General features: G+C 40.6%; 19 protein-coding genes. All 19 read left to right on the forward strand.

The window, feature by feature from the left end:
* Positions 1-181: 181 nt before the first annotated feature.
* The 19 genes from L8T27_RS07355 (at position 182) to L8T27_RS07445 (ending at position 21,453) form a co-directional block, all read left to right on the forward strand.
* Positions 182-1,141, forward strand: a complete 960-nt coding sequence (locus L8T27_RS07355; RefSeq protein WP_233314355.1) for a polysaccharide deacetylase family protein — start codon at positions 182-184, stop codon at positions 1,139-1,141.
* 124 nt (positions 1,142-1,265) lie between these two features.
* Complete coding sequence (locus L8T27_RS07360; RefSeq protein ID WP_233314354.1) at positions 1,266-2,504, forward strand: M16 family metallopeptidase; 1,239 nt, start codon at positions 1,266-1,268, stop codon at positions 2,502-2,504.
* A 98-nt stretch (positions 2,505-2,602) separates the two neighbouring features.
* Complete coding sequence (locus L8T27_RS07365) at positions 2,603-2,860, forward strand: YlmC/YmxH family sporulation protein (RefSeq protein WP_233314353.1); 258 nt, start codon at positions 2,603-2,605, stop codon at positions 2,858-2,860.
* Positions 2,861-3,056: 196 nt separating this feature from the next.
* Positions 3,057-3,956: a dipicolinic acid synthetase subunit A gene (gene dpaA, locus L8T27_RS07370; RefSeq protein WP_237942271.1), complete on the forward strand. Its 900-nt coding sequence runs from the start codon at positions 3,057-3,059 to the stop codon at positions 3,954-3,956.
* Positions 3,957-4,553, forward strand: a complete 597-nt coding sequence (locus L8T27_RS07375) for a dipicolinate synthase subunit B (RefSeq protein WP_233314352.1) — start codon at positions 3,957-3,959, stop codon at positions 4,551-4,553.
* A gap of 174 nt (positions 4,554-4,727) precedes the next feature.
* The gene (asd, locus tag L8T27_RS07380) at positions 4,728-5,777 is read left to right on the forward strand and encodes an aspartate-semialdehyde dehydrogenase (protein WP_237941195.1); all 1,050 of its coding nucleotides are present in this window, start codon (positions 4,728-4,730) and stop codon (positions 5,775-5,777) included.
* 213 nt (positions 5,778-5,990) lie between these two features.
* Entirely contained in the window at positions 5,991-7,217 is a 1,227-nt protein-coding gene (gene dapG / locus L8T27_RS07385) for an aspartate kinase (protein ID WP_237941196.1), read from the forward strand.
* Positions 7,218-7,254: 37 nt separating this feature from the next.
* Complete coding sequence (gene dapA / locus L8T27_RS07390) at positions 7,255-8,118, forward strand: 4-hydroxy-tetrahydrodipicolinate synthase (protein ID WP_233314349.1); 864 nt, start codon at positions 7,255-7,257, stop codon at positions 8,116-8,118.
* A gap of 286 nt (positions 8,119-8,404) precedes the next feature.
* Positions 8,405-9,688 carry an amino acid permease gene (locus tag L8T27_RS07395; protein ID WP_233314779.1) on the forward strand — a complete coding sequence of 428 codons (1,284 nt, stop codon included), beginning with the start codon at positions 8,405-8,407 and terminating at the stop codon, positions 9,686-9,688.
* A 183-nt stretch (positions 9,689-9,871) separates the two neighbouring features.
* A complete protein-coding gene (locus tag L8T27_RS07400; protein ID WP_233314348.1) occupies positions 9,872-11,548 on the forward strand; it encodes a ribonuclease J in 1,677 nt (558 codons plus the stop codon).
* A gap of 108 nt (positions 11,549-11,656) precedes the next feature.
* Positions 11,657-11,812 (forward strand): DUF3934 domain-containing protein, encoded by a 156-nt coding sequence (locus tag L8T27_RS07405; RefSeq protein ID WP_233314347.1) that lies wholly within the window; start codon positions 11,657-11,659, stop codon positions 11,810-11,812.
* A gap of 229 nt (positions 11,813-12,041) precedes the next feature.
* Positions 12,042-12,785, forward strand: coding sequence for a ClpP family protease (locus L8T27_RS07410; RefSeq protein WP_233314346.1), 744 nt, complete (start codon positions 12,042-12,044; stop codon positions 12,783-12,785).
* Positions 12,782-12,994: a YlzJ-like family protein gene (locus tag L8T27_RS07415; protein WP_233314345.1), complete on the forward strand. Its 213-nt coding sequence runs from the start codon at positions 12,782-12,784 to the stop codon at positions 12,992-12,994. Before L8T27_RS07410 ends, L8T27_RS07415 begins: the two co-directional genes overlap by 4 nt.
* A gap of 122 nt (positions 12,995-13,116) precedes the next feature.
* A complete protein-coding gene (locus tag L8T27_RS07420) occupies positions 13,117-15,474 on the forward strand; it encodes a DNA translocase FtsK (RefSeq protein WP_233314344.1) in 2,358 nt (785 codons plus the stop codon).
* Positions 15,475-15,775: 301 nt separating this feature from the next.
* Positions 15,776-16,507 carry a GntR family transcriptional regulator gene (locus L8T27_RS07425; protein WP_233314343.1) on the forward strand — a complete coding sequence of 244 codons (732 nt, stop codon included), beginning with the start codon at positions 15,776-15,778 and terminating at the stop codon, positions 16,505-16,507.
* Between the two features lie 74 nt (positions 16,508-16,581).
* Complete coding sequence (locus L8T27_RS07430; protein ID WP_233314342.1) at positions 16,582-17,643, forward strand: BMP family lipoprotein; 1,062 nt, start codon at positions 16,582-16,584, stop codon at positions 17,641-17,643.
* A 263-nt stretch (positions 17,644-17,906) separates the two neighbouring features.
* Complete coding sequence (locus L8T27_RS07435) at positions 17,907-19,442, forward strand: ABC transporter ATP-binding protein (RefSeq protein WP_233314341.1); 1,536 nt, start codon at positions 17,907-17,909, stop codon at positions 19,440-19,442.
* Positions 19,435-20,493 (forward strand): ABC transporter permease, encoded by a 1,059-nt coding sequence (locus L8T27_RS07440; RefSeq protein WP_233314340.1) that lies wholly within the window; start codon positions 19,435-19,437, stop codon positions 20,491-20,493. Before L8T27_RS07435 ends, L8T27_RS07440 begins: the two co-directional genes overlap by 8 nt.
* A complete protein-coding gene (locus tag L8T27_RS07445) occupies positions 20,494-21,453 on the forward strand; it encodes an ABC transporter permease (RefSeq protein ID WP_233314339.1) in 960 nt (319 codons plus the stop codon).
* Positions 21,454-21,556 lie beyond the last annotated feature (103 nt).

Consider the following 21,556-nt stretch of genomic DNA (forward strand, 5'->3'; position numbering starts at 1 on the left):
GGTTTGACTCTAATGATTTCTGTATTTAACGCAGCTATTGCTGTTAGGCAGTGAATTTTTAAGGGTCTGCCTTTTTTTATATAGATGGTAAAAAGACTGCCAAGCTTTAGATATTTACGCTTTTCATTACGTTCTACCTTGTCCTCCTTCTACATAAAGATTTAGTAGGAGGGGATTTAGAATGAAAAGAATAATTCCGATGGCTGGTCTATTGTTAGCAGCATGGTTTGTTGCCAACAATCCATTGTCCAATACATATGTAGCAACTTTAGTTGATAACAGAGAGAGTGTGACTGTGTCCAAAAGCACTAGTCCACTGTATGAAACAATTGAAAGTAATGCAGACAAGTACAGAGTCGAAGCAGTTGATGCGAAGATTGATCCTGTGTGGAAGGCGATTCCAGGTATTAATGGGTTAGAGGTCGACGTACAGGCATCCTACAAGAAAATGAAAAAAGCCGGCGTTTTTGATAAACAAAAACTCGTATATAAACAACTAAAGCCGAAGGTGCATCTCGAAGATCTTCCGGCAGCAGCCATTTATAAAGGCAATCCTGAGAAAAAAATGATCAGCTTTATCATTAATGTTGCTTGGGGCAATGAATATCTGCCTGATATTTTAGCAACTTTAAAAAAGCATCATGTTAAGGCAAGTTTTTTTCTTGAGGGCAGATGGGTTCAAAAAAATCCAGAATTGGCAAAAATGATCGCAGAGGCTGGCCACGAGGTAGGCAATCATTCTTACACACATCCTGATATGAGCAAAATTAGTGAAGCGAAAATCAGAGAAGAAATAACAAAAACAAATGATGTAATTGAAGCAACAACAGGAAAAACAGTAACATGGCTTGCGCCTCCGAGCGGTTATTATAATGAATCAGTTGTGAAAATTGCTAAAGAGCAAAACTTAGGCACCTTAATGTGGTCAGTTGACACAATTGATTGGCAAAAGCCGAGTCCGGAAGTGTTGCTGCAGCGTGTAATGGGTAAAGTCCATAATGGAGCAATGATTTTAATGCATCCAACCGAATCTACGGCAAACAGTTTAGATGAACTCATCAGCCAAATCCAAGCTAAAAATTTGGAAATTAATACTGTCACAGAAATGCTCAGCGAGGACCGTTCTATGCCTGATAAGTAATTGTTTGCAAGTTTTAGAACAATTATTTTCATAATGAAACAACTTTTTGGCAAAAATACGAAGAATAAGATATACTAGCAGTCGCGAGCAGTTACATTGGCAAACGAGAACAGGAGGAACTTACTTGATAAAAAGATACACTTGCCAAAACGGAGTTAGAATAGTGCTGGAAAATATCCCTACCGTGCGTTCTGTAGCTATCGGTGTTTGGATTGGCACTGGGTCTAGAAAAGAAGACGAAAAAAATAATGGCGTGTCTCATTTTTTAGAGCACATGTTTTTTAAAGGAACAAAAACAAGAAATGCTAGAGAGATAGCTGAGTCATTTGATAGCATCGGCGGTCAGGTTAATGCATTCACTTCAAAAGAGTACACTTGCTATTATGCAAAAGTACTTGATACACATGCAGATTTTGCACTTGAGGTGCTTGCTGATATGTTCTTCCATTCCACTTTTGAAGAGGGAGAGCTGAAGAAAGAGAAAAATGTCGTCTACGAAGAAATAAAAATGTACGAAGACACACCTGACGATATTGTTCATGACTTATTGAGCCAGGCAGTGTATGAGAAGCATCCGCTTGGTTATCCGATTTTAGGGACAGAGGAAACATTAAGCACTTTCAATGGCGATACATTGAGAGAGTATATGTTTGAACATTACACACCTGAAAATACGGTTATCTCCATTGCAGGAAATATCACAGATGACTTTATCGCTGAAGTGGAAAAATACTTTGGAGCGTTTGAAGCAGGTAAAAGTGAAAGAGAAATTAGTAAGCCATCGTTCCATACGAACAGAATTTCTCGTAAAAAGGAAACAGAGCAGGCACATCTTTGCCTAGGATATGAAGGATTGCAAGTTGGCCATGAGGATATGTACAGCTTGATTTCTTTAAATAATATTCTTGGCGGCAGCATGAGCAGCAGATTGTTCCAGGATGTAAGGGAGCAAAAAGGCTTAGCATATTCAGTCTTTTCTTATCATTCCTCCTTCCAAGACAGCGGAATTGTGACAATCTACGGCGGAACTGGTGCAAAACAGCTGGATGAGCTGTATGAAACGATTCAGACGACTCTTGCTAACCTAAAACGAGATGGCATTACTGAAAAAGAGCTTTCAAACAGCAAGGAGCAGTTAAAAGGCAGCTTGATGCTGAGCTTAGAAAGCACAAACAGCCGAATGAGCCGCAACGGTAAAAATGAATTATTGCTTGGAAAACACCATACTTTAGATGAGATTATTGCGAAAATAGACAAGGTATCCAATGCAGATGTGAACAAGATGGCACATCAGATTTTCACTGATTCCTTTTCTGTATCGCTTATCAGTCCTGACGGCAATATGCCGAAAAGCCTTCTATAATATAGAAGGGGTTACATAAAAAATACTTTTAGCTAGTCTAATTCTCTACCTCTGTTGATATGATAATAGAAAAGCATTAATCATTAGGAGGCAGAGAAATGAGACTAAGCGAATTAAGCGGAAAAGAGCTTGTAGATGTGAAAAATGCCGTCCGGCTTGGCATGCTCGGTCAAACAGATTTAGAAATAAATGAAAAGGACGGGCAAATCAAAACTTTGTTGATTCCCTCCCTTAAATGGTTTGGCTTCCGGAAGACAGGGGATGAACTGAGAGTGCCTTGGTCCCATATAAAAAAAATCGGCACTGATATGATTATTATCGATATTCCGAATAAGGATGACACGACTAATTTGTAAAAGTCCGGCCCATTATCCCAAGTTAACATAACAGGGATAAATGGCGCCGGGCTTTTTTTGTTTTTGGAAAATACTGCATGCGATGATTTTAGAGGAAAATCTATAAAGCAACTCACCTAAAACAAGATCGTGACATAAGATGTTGGAGTAGTAATTGATTAGTGTTAGGATCTTTAAAAAAGAAGGTGAAATATACATGCTGACAGGGATGAAAATCGCCATTATCGGCGGCGATGCAAGGCAGCTCGAAATTGTCCGCAAGCTGACAGAGCAGCATGCACAGCTTTCTTTAGTTGGCTTTGAACAGCTGGATCATGCTTTTGCTGGAGCCACAAAAGAAAAGATCGATAATGTGGATTTTTCAATGATTGATGCGATCATTCTGCCTGTTAAAGGAACCGATCTAAACGGACAGGTGGATACAATCTTTTCAAATGAAAAGGTTTTTTTAACAGAAGAATTGCTAGAGAAAACACCGTCCCATTGTACTATTTATTCGGGAATCACCAATGACTATTTAAATGGCATTATCTCAAGTACAAATCGTTCGCTCGTACAGCTGTTTAACAGAGATGATGTGGCAATACTGAACAGCATTCCAACGGTAGAAGGCACGATTATGATGGCTATTCAGCATACGGATACAACCATTCATGGTTCGAATATCCTAATACTTGGTTTAGGCCGTGTTGGAATGAGTGTAGCAAGGACGTTTCATGCATTAGGAGGCAAGGTGAAGGTTGCAGCAAGTGAGAGCGAGCACCTGGCCAGAATCTTAGAAATGGGCTTGACGCCCGTCCCGTTATCAGAATTAGAAAAAGCGGTTTGTGATATAGATATGTGCATTAACACCATTCCCCACCTTGTTGTTACATCCTCTGTCATTGAAAAAATGCCACTGCATACATTAATCATTGATCTTGCCTCAAAACCAGGTGGTACAGATTTCCAATATGCAGAAAAAAGAGGGGTTAAGGCGCTGCTTGCACCTAGCTTGCCTGGAATTGTTGCGCCTAAGACTGCTGGGAATATACTAGCAGAGGTTCTATCACAGCTGCTGCAAGAAGAATGGCAAAGTCGAAAGGAGCAATCATAAATGAGCTTACAAGGAAAAAGAATCGGATTTGGAATTTCTGCTTCCCACTGCACATATGCAGAAGTTATGCCGCAAGTAGAAAGGCTTGTAAGTCTTGGAGCTGATGTCGTTCCTGTTGTTACAGGCAATGTTCAGCATACAGACACAAGATTTGGTAAAGGATTGGAATGGATCGGTAAACTGGAGGAAGTAACAGGGAATGAAATTATTGACAGCATTGTCAAAGCGGAGCCTCTAGGACCTAAAATTCCCCTTGATTGCATGGTAATAGCTCCGCTTACTGGGAATAGCATGAGTAAATTCGCTAATGCTATGACAGACAATGCAGTACTTATGGCAGCAAAAGCTACGCTAAGAAACCAAAAGCCAGTCGTTTTAGGTATATCGACGAATGATGCTTTAGGCTTAAATGGAGTTAACCTAATGCGCTTGATGGCAACAAAACATATTTATTTCATTCCTTTCGGCCAGGACGATCCAGACAAAAAGCCAAATTCCATGGTTGCAAGAATGAGCATGCTGGCTGAGACAATTAACGCTGCATTAGAAGGAAAACAAATACAGCCTGTTATCGTCGAAAAATATTTAGATAAGTGAAAATAATAGAATAATTTATACTGTTTTTTAACTTTTTGTCATATTTCAAGTAAAAAGGTTCTGTTCATATAGCACGAATATGTTAAAATAGAGAATATTCATTTGGCGGCGAGCTTGTCGCCGTCATTAATTGTATAATATACAGAGAAAACACCTGAAAGAAGGGGAGCCTTTATGGAGCAAAAAAAAGGATTTAATGTAGCAGTGGTTGGAGCAACTGGAGCAGTAGGACAACAAATGATTAAAACATTGGAAACAAGAGATTTTCCCATTTCAAAAATAACTCTTTTGTCTTCTAAGCGTTCTGCAGGGACAAAGGTTACTTATAAAGGCAAGGAAATCACAGTGGAGGAAGCGACACCTGAAAGCTTCCAAGGAATTGACATTGCCTTGTTCTCAGCAGGCGGAGGCGTATCAAAGGATCTTGCACCACATGCTGTAGAGCATGGTGCGATTGTAGTCGATAATACAAGTGCATTCCGCATGGATGAAAACGTACCGTTGGTCGTTCCAGAAGTGAATGAAGAAGATTTGCATAAGCATAACGGCATTATCGCAAATCCAAACTGTTCTACTATTCAAATGGTTGTAGCTCTTCAGCCGTTAAAAGAAAAATACGGTTTGAAGAAAGTGCTTGTCTCCACATACCAAGCTGTTTCAGGATCAGGTGCAGCAGCGGTGGATGAGCTTAACAGCCAGACGAAAGCAATCATCAATGAAGAGAGCTTTGAACCGAAAATTCTTCCAGTAAAAAGCGATAAGAAGCATTATCAAATTGCCTTCAACGCTATTCCGCAAATTGACGTATTTACGGACAACGGATTTACGTATGAAGAAATGAAAATGATTAACGAAACGAAAAAAATTATGCATGACGAGGATCTTAAAGTAGCGGCTACTTGTGTGAGAATCCCTGTTGCTACAGGCCATTCTGAATCCGTTTATTTTGAACTGGATGCAACAGACGTAACAGCATCCGATATCCAAAGCTTGCTGAAAGACGCTCCAGGTGTCATTTTGCAGGACGACATCCAAAATCAAGTATATCCAATGCCGGCTGATTGTGTCGGATCAAATGATGTATTTGTAGGTCGTATCCGCAAAGACCTTGATACAGAAAACGGGTTTCATATGTGGGTTGTTTCCGATAACCTGCTAAAAGGTGCTGCGTGGAATTCTGTTCAAATCGCTGAAAGTCTTGTAAAACTGGGACTAGTGAAATAAACAAGAATACACTTTTTACACAGCACATCTCTTTATTATATTCTAAGCAGCGTTGCCCTTATCATAAATTTGCGGCAAACTGTTTCATATAATAGCAATAAGGGGACATGTTTGAGGAACTGCAGCTTTCTAGCAAATGAAGATGCGGATTCTTCATAGTGATCCCCTTTTTATTAAGAAACACTTTTTAAAAGTGTCCAGAGGTGTATAGCAATGACAAACATAGTAGTACAGAAATTCGGAGGAACATCTGTAAGAGATGAAAACAGCCGAAATCAAGCAAAAGAGCATATTCAAGACGCTTTAGCAAGCGGTAAAAAGGTAGTAGTTGTTGTATCTGCAATGGGAAGAAAAGGAGAGCCGTATGCAACAGATACTCTTCTGTCTCTAATTGGAGGTTCTGACAGTCATTTAAGCAAAAGAGAAAATGACTTGCTGCTATCTTGTGGAGAAATCATTTCCAGCGTTGTGTTCACACAGCTTTTACTGGAAAATGACATAAAAGCAGCTGCACTTACAGGCGCACAAGCTGGCTTCATCACAAACGATGATTTTACGAACGCAAGAATATTGGAAATGGATTGCACTCGCGTATTAAAAGAGCTTGAAACACATGATGTCGTCGTAGTAGCCGGATTCCAAGGTGCTGCTACAAACGGAGATACGACTACTTTAGGCAGAGGGGGCAGTGATACTTCTGCAGCAGCATTAGGCGCAGCTTTAAATGCTGAAGTAATCGATATTTTCACAGATGTGGAAGGCATCATGACTGCAGATCCGCGCATTGCAGAAAATGCAAGACCTCTTTCTGTTGTCACATATACAGAGGTGTGCAATATGGCGTATCAAGGTGCTAAGGTAATTCACCCTAGAGCTGTGGAAATTGCAATGCAGGCGAAAGTTCCAATCCGCATTCGTTCCACACATTCAAAGGGAACTGGTACGCTTGTGACATCTAGCAGTGATGACAATAAAGGCAGTGATATCCAGGAAAGACCAGTAACGGGGATTGCTCATGTAGCAAACGTTACTCAAATTAAAGTTCTCGCCAAAAAAGACCAATATGATCTGCAATCACAAGTCTTTAAAGCGATGGCCAATGAAGAAATCAGTGTTGACTTTATTAATATTTCACTGAACAGTGTTGTTTACACTGTAACCGATGAAATGGCTAAAAAGGCGACAGCTGTTCTTCAGGAAATGGGCTATGACCCGATTGTAGAGAGTGAATGTGCAAAGGTATCTGTAGTTGGTGCCGGCATGGCAGGTGTACCTGGTGTCACTTCAAAAATAGTCACTGCACTTTCAGGTGAGGGAATTCGTATTTTGCAATCAGCGGATAGCCATACAACCATTTGGGTCCTCGTTAAACAGGAAGATTTAGTACGTGCTGTAAATGTATTGCATGATTCGTTTGATTTAGATAAGGAACAGCATTAATCACAACAAGATTGAAAATGAGAATAGGAGTGGAACGATGGGTTTATTTGGTAGAGTGTCAACGGCCATGATTACACCATTTGATGCAAAGGGACATATTGATTTTCCAAAAACAACACAGATTGTTAACCATTTGATAGCAAATGGAACAGATTCCTTAGTTGTTGCAGGAACGACAGGCGAATCTCCAACATTATCAAAACAGGAAAAGATAGCATTATTCAAACATGTGGTAAAGGTAGTGGAAAAGAGAGTTCCAATCATCGCAGGGACTGGTAGTAATAACACTTATGACTCCATCGAGATGACAAAAGAAGCAGAACGGGCTGGGGTGGATGCCGTAATGGTTGTAGGCCCATACTATAACAAGCCAAACCAAGAAGGCATGTATCAGCATGTGAAGGCAGTCGCAGATAGCACAACCCTTCCAGTCATGATTTATAATATTCCAGGTCGTTCTGCTGTAAATATCGAACCCGAAACAATTATTCGATTATCAGCTGTTGAAAATATTGTTGCAGTTAAGGAAGCAAGTGGAAACTTAAACAACATCACAAAAATTATCGCAGGCACCCCGGATGATTTTTATGTGTACAGCGGAGATGACAGCTTAACATTGCCATTGCTTTCCGTTGGCGGAACAGGAGTTATCTCTGTTGCCTCACATGTAATCGGTCCAGAAATGCAGGAAATGGTTGGTGCTTTCCTTGAAGGAAACTACAAAAAAGCAGCGCAAATGCATCAAAAATTGCTGCCTGTCATGACTGCACTATTTGCTGCACCGAACCCAGTGCCAGTTAAAACAGCCCTGCAATTAAAGGGAATTGATGTTGGATCTGTCAGATTGCCTCTAGTGCCGCTGACAGAAGAAGAGAGAACAAAACTAGCAAGCTTTTTCTAATGCAGTTATTAGTGGATAGATCAGTTAAGTAAACGAAGCAAAATAGGAATTACATAGCTAGTCTATCCATATAGACGTAAAACAATTTTAGTCAAGGCTTATAGACATGTGGAAAAAACAAATCCAGATTTCCCGTTAAGCCCTGCTGTGCTTGCAGTAGAACTTCGGGAGATTTGGATTTTTTGTTTCATTTTGTTATTATTGGTTATTCATTGTTTAGGAGGATTTGAAATTGGAGACAAAGAATACGCTGCAGAAAAAATTGCAGCCGAGACATATCAGCCTTATGGCGATGGGAGGGGCAATTGGGACAGGCATCTTTAAAGGAAGCGGAGAAACAGTAGGTGTCGCTGGTCCAGGAGTAGTTGTTACTTATATTTTTGCCGGTTTATTATTATTAGTCGTGATGGGAGCCATTGCTGAAATGGCGATTGCATACCCAAACACAAATATGAAGGGCTTCATTTTAAAGGCTTTTGGAAGCAGAATGTCTTTTATTGTTGGCTGGCTTTACTGTGTTCTGTGGCTTGCCGTTTGTATTATTGAAGTGGTTGTAGCAGGAAGCTTTTTGCAATATTGGTTTCCAAACATTCCATTATGGGTATTAAGCATTCTTTGTACCATATTTATTTTGAGCATCAATTTGATGAACGTAAAGCATTATGGAGAGTTTGAGTTTTGGTTTGCTGGCATTAAAATCGCAATGATTATCGTCTTTATTATATTAGGTGCCGGTATCTTATTTGGCATCATTCCTTCAGATGGAGCAGATTATTTCCGCAATTATACAGAGCATGGAGGCTTTTTCCCGAATGGGTGGTCATCCATTTTTGCAGCACTATTAGTAGTTATGTTTTCATATGGTGGCTCTGAGCTTATCGGTGTTACCGTAACAGAGGCGCAAGATGCAGAAAAGATTCTGCCGAAAGTTATTAAAAGTTTTATTTTCCGCATTGTGCTTTTCTATACATTGCCAATTCTTGTTATATGCGGATTGATTCCTTGGAATGAATTGACAGAATCTTCAAGCCCGTTTGTACAGGTGCTTTCCATGTCAGGTCTTCAAGGAGCTGCACATGTGATGAACTTTATTTTAATTATCGCGGTGTTATCCGCAGCAAACTCGGGCATTTACGGCTGTACTAGAATGCTTCACTCTCTTGCAGAGGAAGGAGAGGCGCCTAAGGCTTTCAGTAAATTATCAAAAAGCGGTGTGCCGACATACAGTTTAATACTGACAGGGATAGTATTGATTCTCGGATCAATGATTGCTTTAGTCGCACAAGATGAAGTCTTTACGATTCTAATGGCATTCCCAGGCTTTGTCGTATCAATCGTTTGGGTAAGTATTTGCCTTGCTCAAATCAAACTGCGCAAAAGCTATCCGACAATGCCGAGTTTTCGTCTATGGGGATATCCATATATCACAGGACTTGCAGCTGCAGCACTAACATTAATCAGCATCAGCTTTGTATTAAATAAAGACAACCGAATAAGCATTATGGCATGTTTGCTTGTACTAGTTTACTTAATCATACATGCGGCATTTAAATTTAAGAAAACAAAATAAAAAACATGCTTTTGCATAAGGATTTTTCTTGCAAAAGCGTTTTTTACTCTAAGGTAACGCCGTATTTCTCCCTCCATCTTGCAGGCGTTTTCTTTGAAATTGGTTGTAAACATTTAAATAGATAAAGTATAATATTGTTAACTGATCAATGGTCGGCTAACTCAACATAGGAGGAAACAAAAATTGAAAACAAATGAAAAGATAAAGCTGGTCGCCCTCGGAGGAGTAGGGGAGAACGGAAAAAATATGTTGGCAGTCGAAGTCGATGAAGACATATTTGTAATTGACGCTGGCTTAATGTATCCACAAAACGAGATGCTTGGAATTGATATTGTTGTTCCAGATATCTCTTATTTAAAGCAGAACGAAGAAAAAGTAAAAGGTATCTTTTTGACGCACGGACATGAGGACCATATTGGGGGTCTATCCTTCTTTTTAAGAGAGCTGAACGTACCTGTTTATACGACAAGGCTTACTGCTGAACTGGCAAAAGAGAAAATGAAGGAACAGGACTTTAAAGGGCAAGTTCGTTTTGAAATTGTCACATCAAAAACTGTTCTGAAATTCCCTTCTGCGTCTGTATCCTTTTTTAAAGTGAACCACAGTATTCCTGACAGTATTGCTATTGTCATTCACACTTCTGAAGGTGCGATTGTACATACTGGCGACTTTAAATTTGACCAAACTGCAGGCGATCTTTATAAGCCGGAATTTGCAGAGATGGCGAAAATTGGGGAGAAAGGCGTTCTTTGCTTGCTTTCTGACAGTACGGATGCAGACAAGCCGGGCTACTCAACGTCAGATGCAGTCGTAACAGAGGAATTGACAGCTGCTTTTCTTCGTACAAAAGGCCGAATAATTGCAACTGTGTTCGCAACAGATTTGAACAGAATTCAACATATCTTTGATGCAGCTGCGAAGGCAAAGCGCAAGATTGCGATAATGGGGAAAAACCTTCAAGTTATCTTAAATATTGCGATGAAGCACGGTTATATCGATATTGCCGAAGATATTCTAGTATCATTCCAGGAAATCCAAGGATTTGAGAAAAATCAAACGATTATTTTAACAACAGGAAACAAAGGTGAACCTGTTGAAGCGCTGCAAAGAATGGCAAGGAAAAACCATAAGCAAGTAAATATTGGCGATGGAGATACAATTCTATTTGCAGCATCTTCACTCCTTGGCAGTGAAGTGTTTGTTGGAAAAACAATCGACATGCTTTACCGACTTGGTGCAAGTGTCCTTACAGGAAACAAAACATTCAATAGTTCGAATCATGGTAGCCAAGAAGAGCTTAAGCTTATGATCAATATTCTAAAGCCGAAATTCTTCCTGCCGATTCACGGGGAATACCGCGTGTTGAAAGCACATGCTCAGCTAGCGGAAAAAACCGGCTTGCAACCGCAAAATATCCATATCCCTGAACTAGGTGAAATGATTGAAATTAAAGACGGCAAGCTTCGTTTAAGCGGCAAGGTTCAATCAGGCAATGTACTTATTGACGGAAGCGGTATTGGCGATGTCGGCAATATTGTTTTAAGAGACCGTAAACTTTTATCACAGGACGGAATTTTGACAGTTGTCGTAACATTGAATAAGCAAGAGCGAAAAATCTCTGCCGGACCTGAAATTATTACTAGAGGATTTGTCTACGTTAGAGAGTCCGAACAGCTGCTTGAAGAAGCTGCAAATCGGGTTAAAGACATTGTCGAAAAAAGCATTAGCAAAGACAGCTTTGATTGGACAGGCATTAAACAAGATATTAGAGATACATTAAATCAGTTCTTGTACGAAAAAACAAAGCGCAGACCGATGATTCTGCCGATTATTATGGAAGTTAAAACGCCAAGAAAGTAAGGATAAAAAAGTTTCCTTGTGCAATCAAGGAAACTTTTTTGCATGTACGTTTCCTTCAAAGGAAAGATTAGTGGGTAGATATGGCGTTTAACATTATGAGGTGACAAAATGAGCAAAGCAAAAGGCAAGAGTGGTATAGGCAGAGGGACCGGTAAAAAAGGCTGGAACCGCTGGCAGGCTAGTGCTAAAAAAGCCAAAAGTGCAAAACCCTATAAAAGCAAAGGGGTAAAACACAAACAAGATAGTGAAAACGAACAAGGATAAACGGGAGTAGGATCTTGCTATGAGCAAGGTCCTTTCTTTATGCTCATATCCTTACAGTCTTAAACGGCACCTGGCTTGATTACGATGTCGAATAGAAAGATATTAAAAGGACAAGCACATTAATGTTCAGCCAAATGACGAGGCTTTGCGGAATTTTTATTTTGGTTCGCATGAAATTCTCCTTCTAGCTTCATAATAAAAACATCATGTGAAAGGAAGGGAGAAAATTATGGCTAACCGAAATGAAGCAAATAATACAGAAGAGACTCAGCCAAAAGAAGACAAACCAGCATCTTCTTTAATGGAAAAAATACAGCAGCTTGGTCAAACGAATGTACCGCAACTATCGCAGGATTCTAAAATACATTGTTTAACAATTGTTGGGCAGATTGAAGGACATCTTCAGCTTCCGCCACAAAATAAAACAACTAAATATGAGCATCTTATTCCGCAAATTGTCGCCATTGAGCAAAACCCGAAGATTGAAGGAGTACTTGTCATTTTGAATACAGTCGGCGGTGATGTAGAGGCAGGTTTGGCAATTTCTGAAATGCTTGCTAGCCTTTCTAAGCCAACTGTTTCCCTTGTGCTAGGGGGAGGACATTCAATTGGTGTGCCGATTGCTGTATCTTGTGATTATTCATTCATAGCAGAAACAGCAACAATGACGATACATCCAATTCGTTTGACAGGTCTTGTTATTGGAGTTCCGCAAACCTTTGAGTATTTGGATAAGATGCAGGAGCGAGTAGTGAAATTCGTGACAAAGCACAGCAAAATTGAAGAAGATGGCTTTAAAGACTTAATGTTTGCAAAAGGTAACCTGACAAGGGATATTGGAACAAATGTAATTGGCAGTGATGCAGTGACGTCTGGACTGATTGACAGTGTCGGCGGAGTGGGCGAAGCGATGACAAAGCTAAATGAGCTCATTGAACTGAATAAAGATAAGAACGAAGGTATCGTACAATGATTATGTATACGATGATGCCGGAGGAGTTAATGTTTCCTATCGGTCAAGAAACGTATGAAAAACAGCAAGTAATTGATTTTAACGGTATTCCGCTCCTCGTTGCCAAAAATGAGATGCATGAATATGAGGTAGTGCGTGTGCTTTCGACAGATCCAAGCCATTATTTGCATGCTCCTGTTCAGCCAGGGGCAAAGATTCCATTATTATGACTGTATTTTTCCATCTTATGATATAATAGAATTGAATAACCAAACATTAAGCAGCCGAACTAAGGCTGCTTATTTCATACATAAAGATACTTAAGAAAACATAGAAACATTAGGTGATAAACATGGCAAAAAGAAAAACAAGAAAAACGAAAAAGAAACAGCATCTGAAAAAAACAATTCAGTATGAACTTGCTGCTCTTCTTTTAATTACGTTAAGCTTTATCTCTATCTTGCAGCTAGGAGTTGTAGGAAAGACGATTGTGCTGTTCTTTCGTTTCTTTACGGGTGAATGGTATATTTTAAGCCTCCTTGGGCTGATTGTATATGGCGGCTATTTGATGTGGAAAAGAGAGAAGCCATATTTATTTCATACTAAACTGAATGGCCTCTATTTAATTGTTGGAGCAATCCTGCTTTTAACCCATGTATCTTTGTTTAATATGCTGTCAGGAGAAGGTAGATTTACCAATCCAAGCGTCATTTTTAATACTTGGGAGCTGTTTTGGTATGAAGCGGACGGCAATGCCTCAAAGATTGGCTTGGGAGGCGGTATGATTGGGGCAGTCCTGTTTGCGATGTTTCATTATTTATTTGATACGGCAGGCACGCAAATTGTCAGCTTCTTAGCCATTATTACAGGTATAATTCTGTTGACAGGCAAGACGCTCAGCGGTGCTTTCCGCAAGATGATGCTGTCTATTTGGAGCTTTATAAAGCGGCAATGGCTGGAGTTTCTAGATGATATTCGTGAGTGGAAAGAAGCGCGCATTGCGAAAAGGGAAGCGAAAAAAGCGGACAGGCAGTCAGACCGGACAGCAAGGAGACAAAGAGTGGAGCGTAGACAAGAAGCTGAGGAGGAAGTTCAGCCTTTAATTGTTAATCCACCTATCCAGCAGTCTGAAGAGCCTGCATATGCTGAACCTATCATTTCTTCTTTTACAGAGAATGCTTATGATGACAGACAAGTCCAGGAAGAAGCTGGCAACGCTAGTGAACCAATTGAAACAGAGGAGATTATTGCTCCGATTACCTTCACAGAGGTGGAGAATAAAGATTATGAGCTTCCGCCTATCAAACTATTAATGGCCCCGAAAAAGGCAGACCAAAGCGGAGAATATGAACAAATTCATGCAAATGCAGCAAAGCTGGAGAGAACATTCCATAGTTTTGGTGTTAAGGCAAAGGTAACTGAGGTCCATCTCGGCCCTGCTGTCACAAAGTATGAAGTGCATCCGAGCGAGGGAGTTAAGGTAAGCAAGATTGTCAATTTAAGTGATGACTTGGCATTGGCTCTTGCGGCAAAGGACATCCGCATTGAAGCGCCAATCCCAGGCAAATCGGCAATTGGGATTGAAGTGCCTAATTCGGAAGTAGCGATGGTGTCATTACGGGAAGTGCTCGAAACGAATAAAAATGATAAGCCGGAAAGTAAGTTAATGATCGCATTCGGGCGAGATATTACAGGGAATGCTGTTTGTGCTGAACTGAATAAGATGCCCCATCTGCTTGTTGCCGGAGCAACCGGGAGCGGTAAGAGTGTCTGCATCAATGGGATTATCACAAGCATTCTCATGCGGGCAAAACCGCATGAGGTTAAGATGATGATGATTGACCCGAAGATGGTCGAGTTGAATGTGTATAATGGTATTCCCCATCTCCTTGCACCTGTTGTTACGAATGCGAAAAAAGCATCTCAGGCTCTTCAGAAGGTCGTAAGCGAAATGGAAAGAAGATATGATTTGTTTTCCCATACAGGAACTCGTAATATTGAAGGCTATAATGACTATGTCAAAAGGTATAATGCAGAGGAGCAGGAAAAGCAGCCTCTTTTGCCGTATATTGTCGTGATCGTAGATGAGCTTGCAGACTTAATGATGGTCGCGTCTAATGATGTGGAAGATTCGATAACAAGACTGGCGCAGATGGCGCGTGCAGCTGGAATTCATTTAATCATCGCAACACAGCGCCCTTCTGTTGATGTAATCACAGGTGTCATCAAGGCGAATATCCCTTCACGGATTGCCTTTGCTGTATCTTCTCAAACAGATTCTCGGACAATCCTTGACATGGGCGGAGCGGAGAAGCTTCTTGGCCGCGGTGATATGCTGTTTTTCCCATATGGAGCGAGCAAACCAGTTCGTGTTCAAGGTGCTTTCTTGTCGGATGAGGAAGTGGAAGAAGTAGTGGACTTTGTTATCGGCCAGCAAAAGGCCCAGTATCAGGAGGAGATGATTCCTGATGAGATTGCTGAAACAAATCAAGGAGCTGTAGAGGACGATTTGTATGGAGAAGCTGTCGACTTGATTATTGAAATGCAGACTGCGTCTGTAAGTATGCTACAAAGACGGTTTAGAATCGGATATACAAGAGCTGCCCGCCTCATTGACGAAATGGAGGCAAGGGGCATCGTCGGTCCGTATGAGGGCAGCAAACCGCGGACAGTTCTTGTGCCAAAAGCATCAGAAGAGATCAATTTATAAAACGGATTATCTTTCGTACGCCGAAATAGGTTATACTATTAAAGTTCGGTTTTAAGCATTATAATACAAATGTTTTACTAGACTAAAGGAAAAAATATCTTGTAAAGACGAATATTAAGAGAAAGAAGCAATAGAATTGGAAGTCATTTCCGGACAATTGTTTCTTTTCTCTTTTTTTTTCGACTTATTTCACAATTCACTATTTATTTATTAGTCAAAAAGTGTTATAGTATTTTCGATTAGTAGGAATGATTGAACATCAGATGTCTGATGTCTTAGAAAGTTTTTGGAGGAAGGTCGCATGCTAATTAAGTCAGATACAAGGCATTTATATTTGCAGGTTGTGGACAGACTGAAACGTGATATTGAGAATGGGATTTACAAAGAAAAAGAAAAATTCCCTTCTGAATTTGAGCTTGCAAAAACTTTGGGCGTAAGCAGAGCTACTTTAAGAGAGGCGCTGCGCACACTGGAAGAGGAAAATGTCATCATAAGGCGTCATGGCGTTGGGACATTTGTCAACAGCAAGCCGCTTTTCAATTCAGGCATTGAACAGCTCCACAGTGTGACCCACATGATTCGGCAAGCTGGAATGAATCCAGGAACAATTTTTCTAAGTTCAACAACTCAATGTTCAACTGAAGAGGATGCAAGGCGTTTTTCCTGCACGCAAGACGAAGAGATAGTAGTGATCGAACGTGTTCGAACTGCTAACGGAGAGCCTGTTGTTTATTGTATAGACAAGCTTCTGCAAAATATTCTGCCTGAAAGATTTTCGTATGAAAACGATTCAATTTTTCAGTTTTTGGAAGCGGATGCCCAAAAGAAAATTACATATGCTGTCGCGCAAATCGAGCCGATCGGCTATCATGAAAAAATCTCTCCGATCTTACAATGCGAGCCTGAAACTGCACTGCTAGTCTTAAAGCAGATGCATTATGATGAAAAGGATGAGCCGGTGCTTTATTCAGTCAATTACTTTAGAGCCGATAAGTTTAGCTTTCAAGTGCTAAGAAAACGAATTTATTCGTGACAATCGGAGAAACTATTGTTAAAGCATTTCTCACTATGAAAACAAAAAACAAAAAAAATTAGGGGGTACAAACCTTGAAAAAGCGTAAATTTGGTTTAGCGCTGTCCTTAGTACTTGCTGCTGGGACTGTTTTAGGGGCTTGTGGTAAAAACGATGATAACGAAGGATCTTCTGGAGAAGAAAAGAGTGATTCTTTCAGCGTTGCAATGGTAACAGATGTCGGCGGTGTTGATGATAAATCATTCAACCAGTCAGCATGGGAAGGCCTGCAAGCTTTCGGTAAAGCAAATGGACTTGACAAAGGAAATGGTATCGACTATTTACAATCTCAATCAGACTCTGATTATTCAACAAACTTGAACAGCTTAGTACGCCAAAAATATGACTTAGTGTATGGTATTGGTTTCATGATGGAAGGGGCAATTGATGAAATTGCTAAACAGCAAACAGATGCTCATTTTGCAATTGTTGATGCTGTAGTTGACGAACCAAACGTAGCAAGCATTACATTTAAGGAACAAGAAGCAGGCTTCCTTGCTGGAGTAGCTGCTGGTAAAGCAACAAAAACAAATAAAATCGGATTCATCGGCGGAGTAGAAAGTGAAGTTATCACTCGCTTTGAAGCTGGCTTTGAAGCTGGTGTAAAAGAAGCTAACCCTGACGCTACAATTGATTCCCAATATGCTGGTGCATTTGACAAGCCGGAAGTTGGAAAAACAATTGCAAGCAAAATGTACTCTTCTGATGTTGACGTAATTTTCCACGCTTCAGGCGGAACTGGTGCTGGTCTTTTCACAGAAGCTCGTGAGCTAAAGGAAAAAGATCCATCAAGAGCAATCTGGGCAATCGGTGTTGACTCTGACCAAGCATCTGAAGGTGTTGTCGGCGACCACAATATCGTATTGACTTCTGCACTTAAAGGTGTGTCTGCTGCAGTTCAAGATATCTCAACTAAAGCTCAAGAAGGAAACTTCCCAGGCGGAGAAACTTCTGTATACGGACTTGCTGAAGACGGTGTTGGTCTAGCTGAAATCAACGAAGAAGCAGAAAACAAAGCAGACATCGAAGCTGCTGTTAAAGAATGGACAGACAAAATTAAAAACGGTGAGTACACTGTTCCTGATACTGTACAATAATTAGATTTAAGAAGTTTTTACAGGAATAAGTGGTTTGCATGGCAAAACACTTATTCCTTTTTTACGACCATAACTAGAATTTTAACTAAAAGGCAGAAGCCTTCTGCTTTTTATTAAAAATTTTACGATGGTGAAATTATAGCGAAATAGTTAAATATCATAGGTTGCAGAAATTCCTCTTACTGCTGACACTTAAATATTTTTTTGCCAGCTGTATTTTTAATTATTTGACATTCGTTTGTGGAGAAGAAGGAGTGAATGAGATGGAATATGTTATTGAGATGCTGAATATCCGAAAAGAATTTCCTGGAATTGTTGCCAATAACAATATAACCCTTCAGTTAAAAAAAGGGGAAATTCATGCATTGTTAGGGGAAAACGGTGCAGGAAAGTCAACATTGATGAACGTATTGTTCGGACTTTATCAGCCGGAAAGAGGAGAAATCAGAGCAAGAGGGAAAGTGGTCAACATCTCCAACCCTAATGTAGCGAATGATTTGGGCATCGGGATGGTCCATCAGCATTTCATGCTGATCGATACCTTTACTGTTACAGAAAACATTATTTTAGGAAAAGAAACAGTAAGTAAAGGAAAAATAGACTTAAAAAAGGCAGAAAATGAAGTAAGAGAAATCAGTGAGCGTTACGGGCTTGCAGTAGACCCACGGGCGAAAATTTCTGATATTTCTGTAGGTATGCAGCAAAGGGTGGAAATCTTAAAGACTTTATACCGCGGAGCGGAAATCCTTATCTTTGATGAGCCTACTGCTGTGCTGACACCTCAGGAAATTACAGAACTCATTGGCATCTTTAAAACATTGATTAAGGAAGGAAAATCCATCATCTTAATCACTCATAAGCTGAAGGAAATCATGGAAGTTTGTGATCGTGTAACCGTTATCCGCAAAGGGGAAGGAATCGGTACATACGATGTAAGCGGAACAAATCCAACAGAGCTTGCAAACTTGATGGTCGGCCGTGAAGTTACATTCAAAACCGACAAAAAAGCACCGCAGCCTAAAGAGACAGTTTTGGAAATTTCTGATTTGACTGTTAAAGATTCTAGGGGAGTACCTGTTGTAAATTCGCTTAACTTGAATGTCCGTGCCGGCGAAGTAGTCGGAATTGCCGGTGTAGATGGTAACGGGCAGTCAGAGCTGATTGAAGCGATAACAGGGCTGCTAAAAAAAGATAACGGAAGCATTAAACTGAACGGCAAAGAGCTCAGCGTGCTGACACCTAGAAAAATCACAGAAAGCGGTCTCGGCCATATCCCGCAAGACCGTCATAAACACGGCTTAGTTCTTGATTTCCCAATTGGTCAAAACATGGTGCTGCAAACGTATTACAAACAGCCATTTTCTAAGGCTGGCTTCTTGAACAAACGGGAAATTGATTTAAAAGCGAAAACGCTGATTGAAGAGTTCGATGTAAGAACACCTGGCGCACATACTCCAGCGAGAGCTTTATCAGGCGGTAATCAGCAGAAGGCAATCATCGGAAGAGAAGTGGACAGAAACCCAGATCTTTTGATTGCGGCACAGCCGACACGCGGACTTGATGTTGGAGCGATTGAATTTATCCATAAACGTCTGATAGAACAAAGAGATAAAGGAAAAGCGGTGTTGCTTGTTTCCTTCGAACTAGAGGAAATCTTAAATGTTAGCGACCGGATTGCTGTTATCTTTGAAGGGAATATTATTGCGGAGGTAGACCCGAAGAATACAACAGAACAAGAGCTAGGATTATTAATGGCAGGATCGAAAGATAAAAAAGTGGGTGTGGAGAAGAATGTCTAATACAATAAGAAAAATAAGTATACCTGTTATATCTGTATTGCTGGGCATTATAGTTGGAACAATCATCATGCTCGTTACCGGCTATGATCCTGCTGCAGCATATACTGCACTGTGGAACGGCGCATTCGGCGAAGTCTACTTTGTCGGTGAAGTAGTGCGCCAGATTACTCCGTTAATCCTTGCAGGACTTGCAGTGGCATTTGCCTTCCGTACAGGCTTGTTTAATATCGGAGTAGAGGGTCAATTAATCGTCGGCTGGCTTGCAGCAGTGTGGGTCGGAGTCGCTTTTGATTTGCCGAAAATCATTCATTTGCCGTTGGCAGTGCTTGCAGGAGCAGCTGCAGGTGCATTATGGGCATTTGTGCCAGGATTTTTAAAAGCACGCTTCCGAGTGCATGAAGTAATCGTCAGCATTATGATGAACTATATCGCATTGCATGTATCAAACTATTTAATTCGTAATGTATTAACAGATAAGGCAGACCGTACGGAAAATATTCCGGCATCTGCGTCTCTTCGCTCAGATTTCTTGAGCAGCATGACAGATTATTCCCGTTTACACTGGGGAATTTTAATAGCTCTAGCATGTGTGCTTATTATGTGGCTTATTCTTGAGAAAACCGTTAAAGGCTATGAATTGAAAGCAGTTGGCTTTAACCAGAATGCTTCGCAATATGCCGGTATGAATGTTAACAGAAATATCGTTCTTTCTATGGTAATCTCTGGTGCCTTTGCAGGTCTTGCAGGTACAATGGAAGGATTAGGAACATTCGAATATGTCAGCAATAAAGCTGGATTCACAGGCGTAGGATTTGATGGAATCGCCGTTGCTCTTCTCGGTGCAAATGGACCATTAGGTATTGTCTTTGCAGCCGCTTTATTCGGCTTCTTGAAAGTCGGAGCGTTGAATATGCCGCTCGAGGCTGGTGTGCCGAATGAAATGGTTGATATCATCATCGCATTAATCGTATTCTTCGTGGCAGCAAACTATATGATACGCATCTTCTTAGAGAAAATGAGCAAAAATAAAAGTAAAAAGGGGGAGAAGTAAGTGGGATTAATGGATGTATTATTAATTGTCATTCCTTCTTCACTATTATGGGCTGCTCCGCTGATTTTTACTGCGCTTGGCGGTAACTTCTCAGAGCGTGCCGGTGTTGTTAATATCGGGCTAGAAGGTCTTATGCTGATGGGGGCATTCTCTTCCATCGTATTCAACTTAACTTTTGCAGACAGCTTAGGAGCATGGACTCCATGGGTAGCCTTATTGTGTGCAATGGTCGTTGGCGCAGTCTTTTCCTTGCTGCATGCTGTTGCGTCCATCACATTCCGCGCTGATCAGACTGTTTCCGGTGTTGCGATAAACTTGCTTGCAGCAGGTTTGGCAATGTTTTTGGTTAAACTGATTTATGACAAAGGACAAACTGCAACAATTCAATACAGCTTCAAAAAAGTGGATATTCCAGTATTGAAAGATATTCCAGTCATTGGAGAATTGTTCTTCCAGAATACGTACTGGACATCTTATCTGGCTATTATAGTAGCTATTATTTCTTGGTTTGTAATGTTCAAAACACCATTCGGTCTTCGTCTCCGTGCTGTTGGGGAGCATCCGATGGCAGCTGATACAATGGGTATCAATGTTACTAAAATGCGCTATATCGGTGTTGTTTTATCTGGTGCGTTAGGCGGTATCGGCGGCGGTGTGTTCGCACAGTCGATTACAAATGACTTCACTCATTCTACAATCAGCGGACAAGGGTTCATGGCTCTTGCAGCATTGATTTTCGGAAAGTGGAATCCATTAGGAGCGATGGGTGCGGCCCTGTTCTTCGGATTTGCCCAATCATTGAGCATCGTCGGAAGCAGCTTGCCATTCCTTGAGAACATTCCGAATGTATACTTGCTGATTGCCCCATATGTGCTGACAATCATCGCACTTACTGGCTTCATCGGCAGAGCAGATGCACCGAAAGCTTCCGGTGTCCCATATATAAAAGGAAGCAGATAATTATATTACAAAAATCTCCTAGTTGCATTTATGCAACAGGAGATTTTTTTGTTTTAAGGATTATGAAGTGGTATTAAAACATACGATTTGATAAACACGGTTG

It is taken from the genome of Niallia sp. Man26 (genome assembly GCF_022049065.2).
GTDB lineage: Bacteria > Bacillota > Bacilli > Bacillales > Cytobacillaceae > Niallia.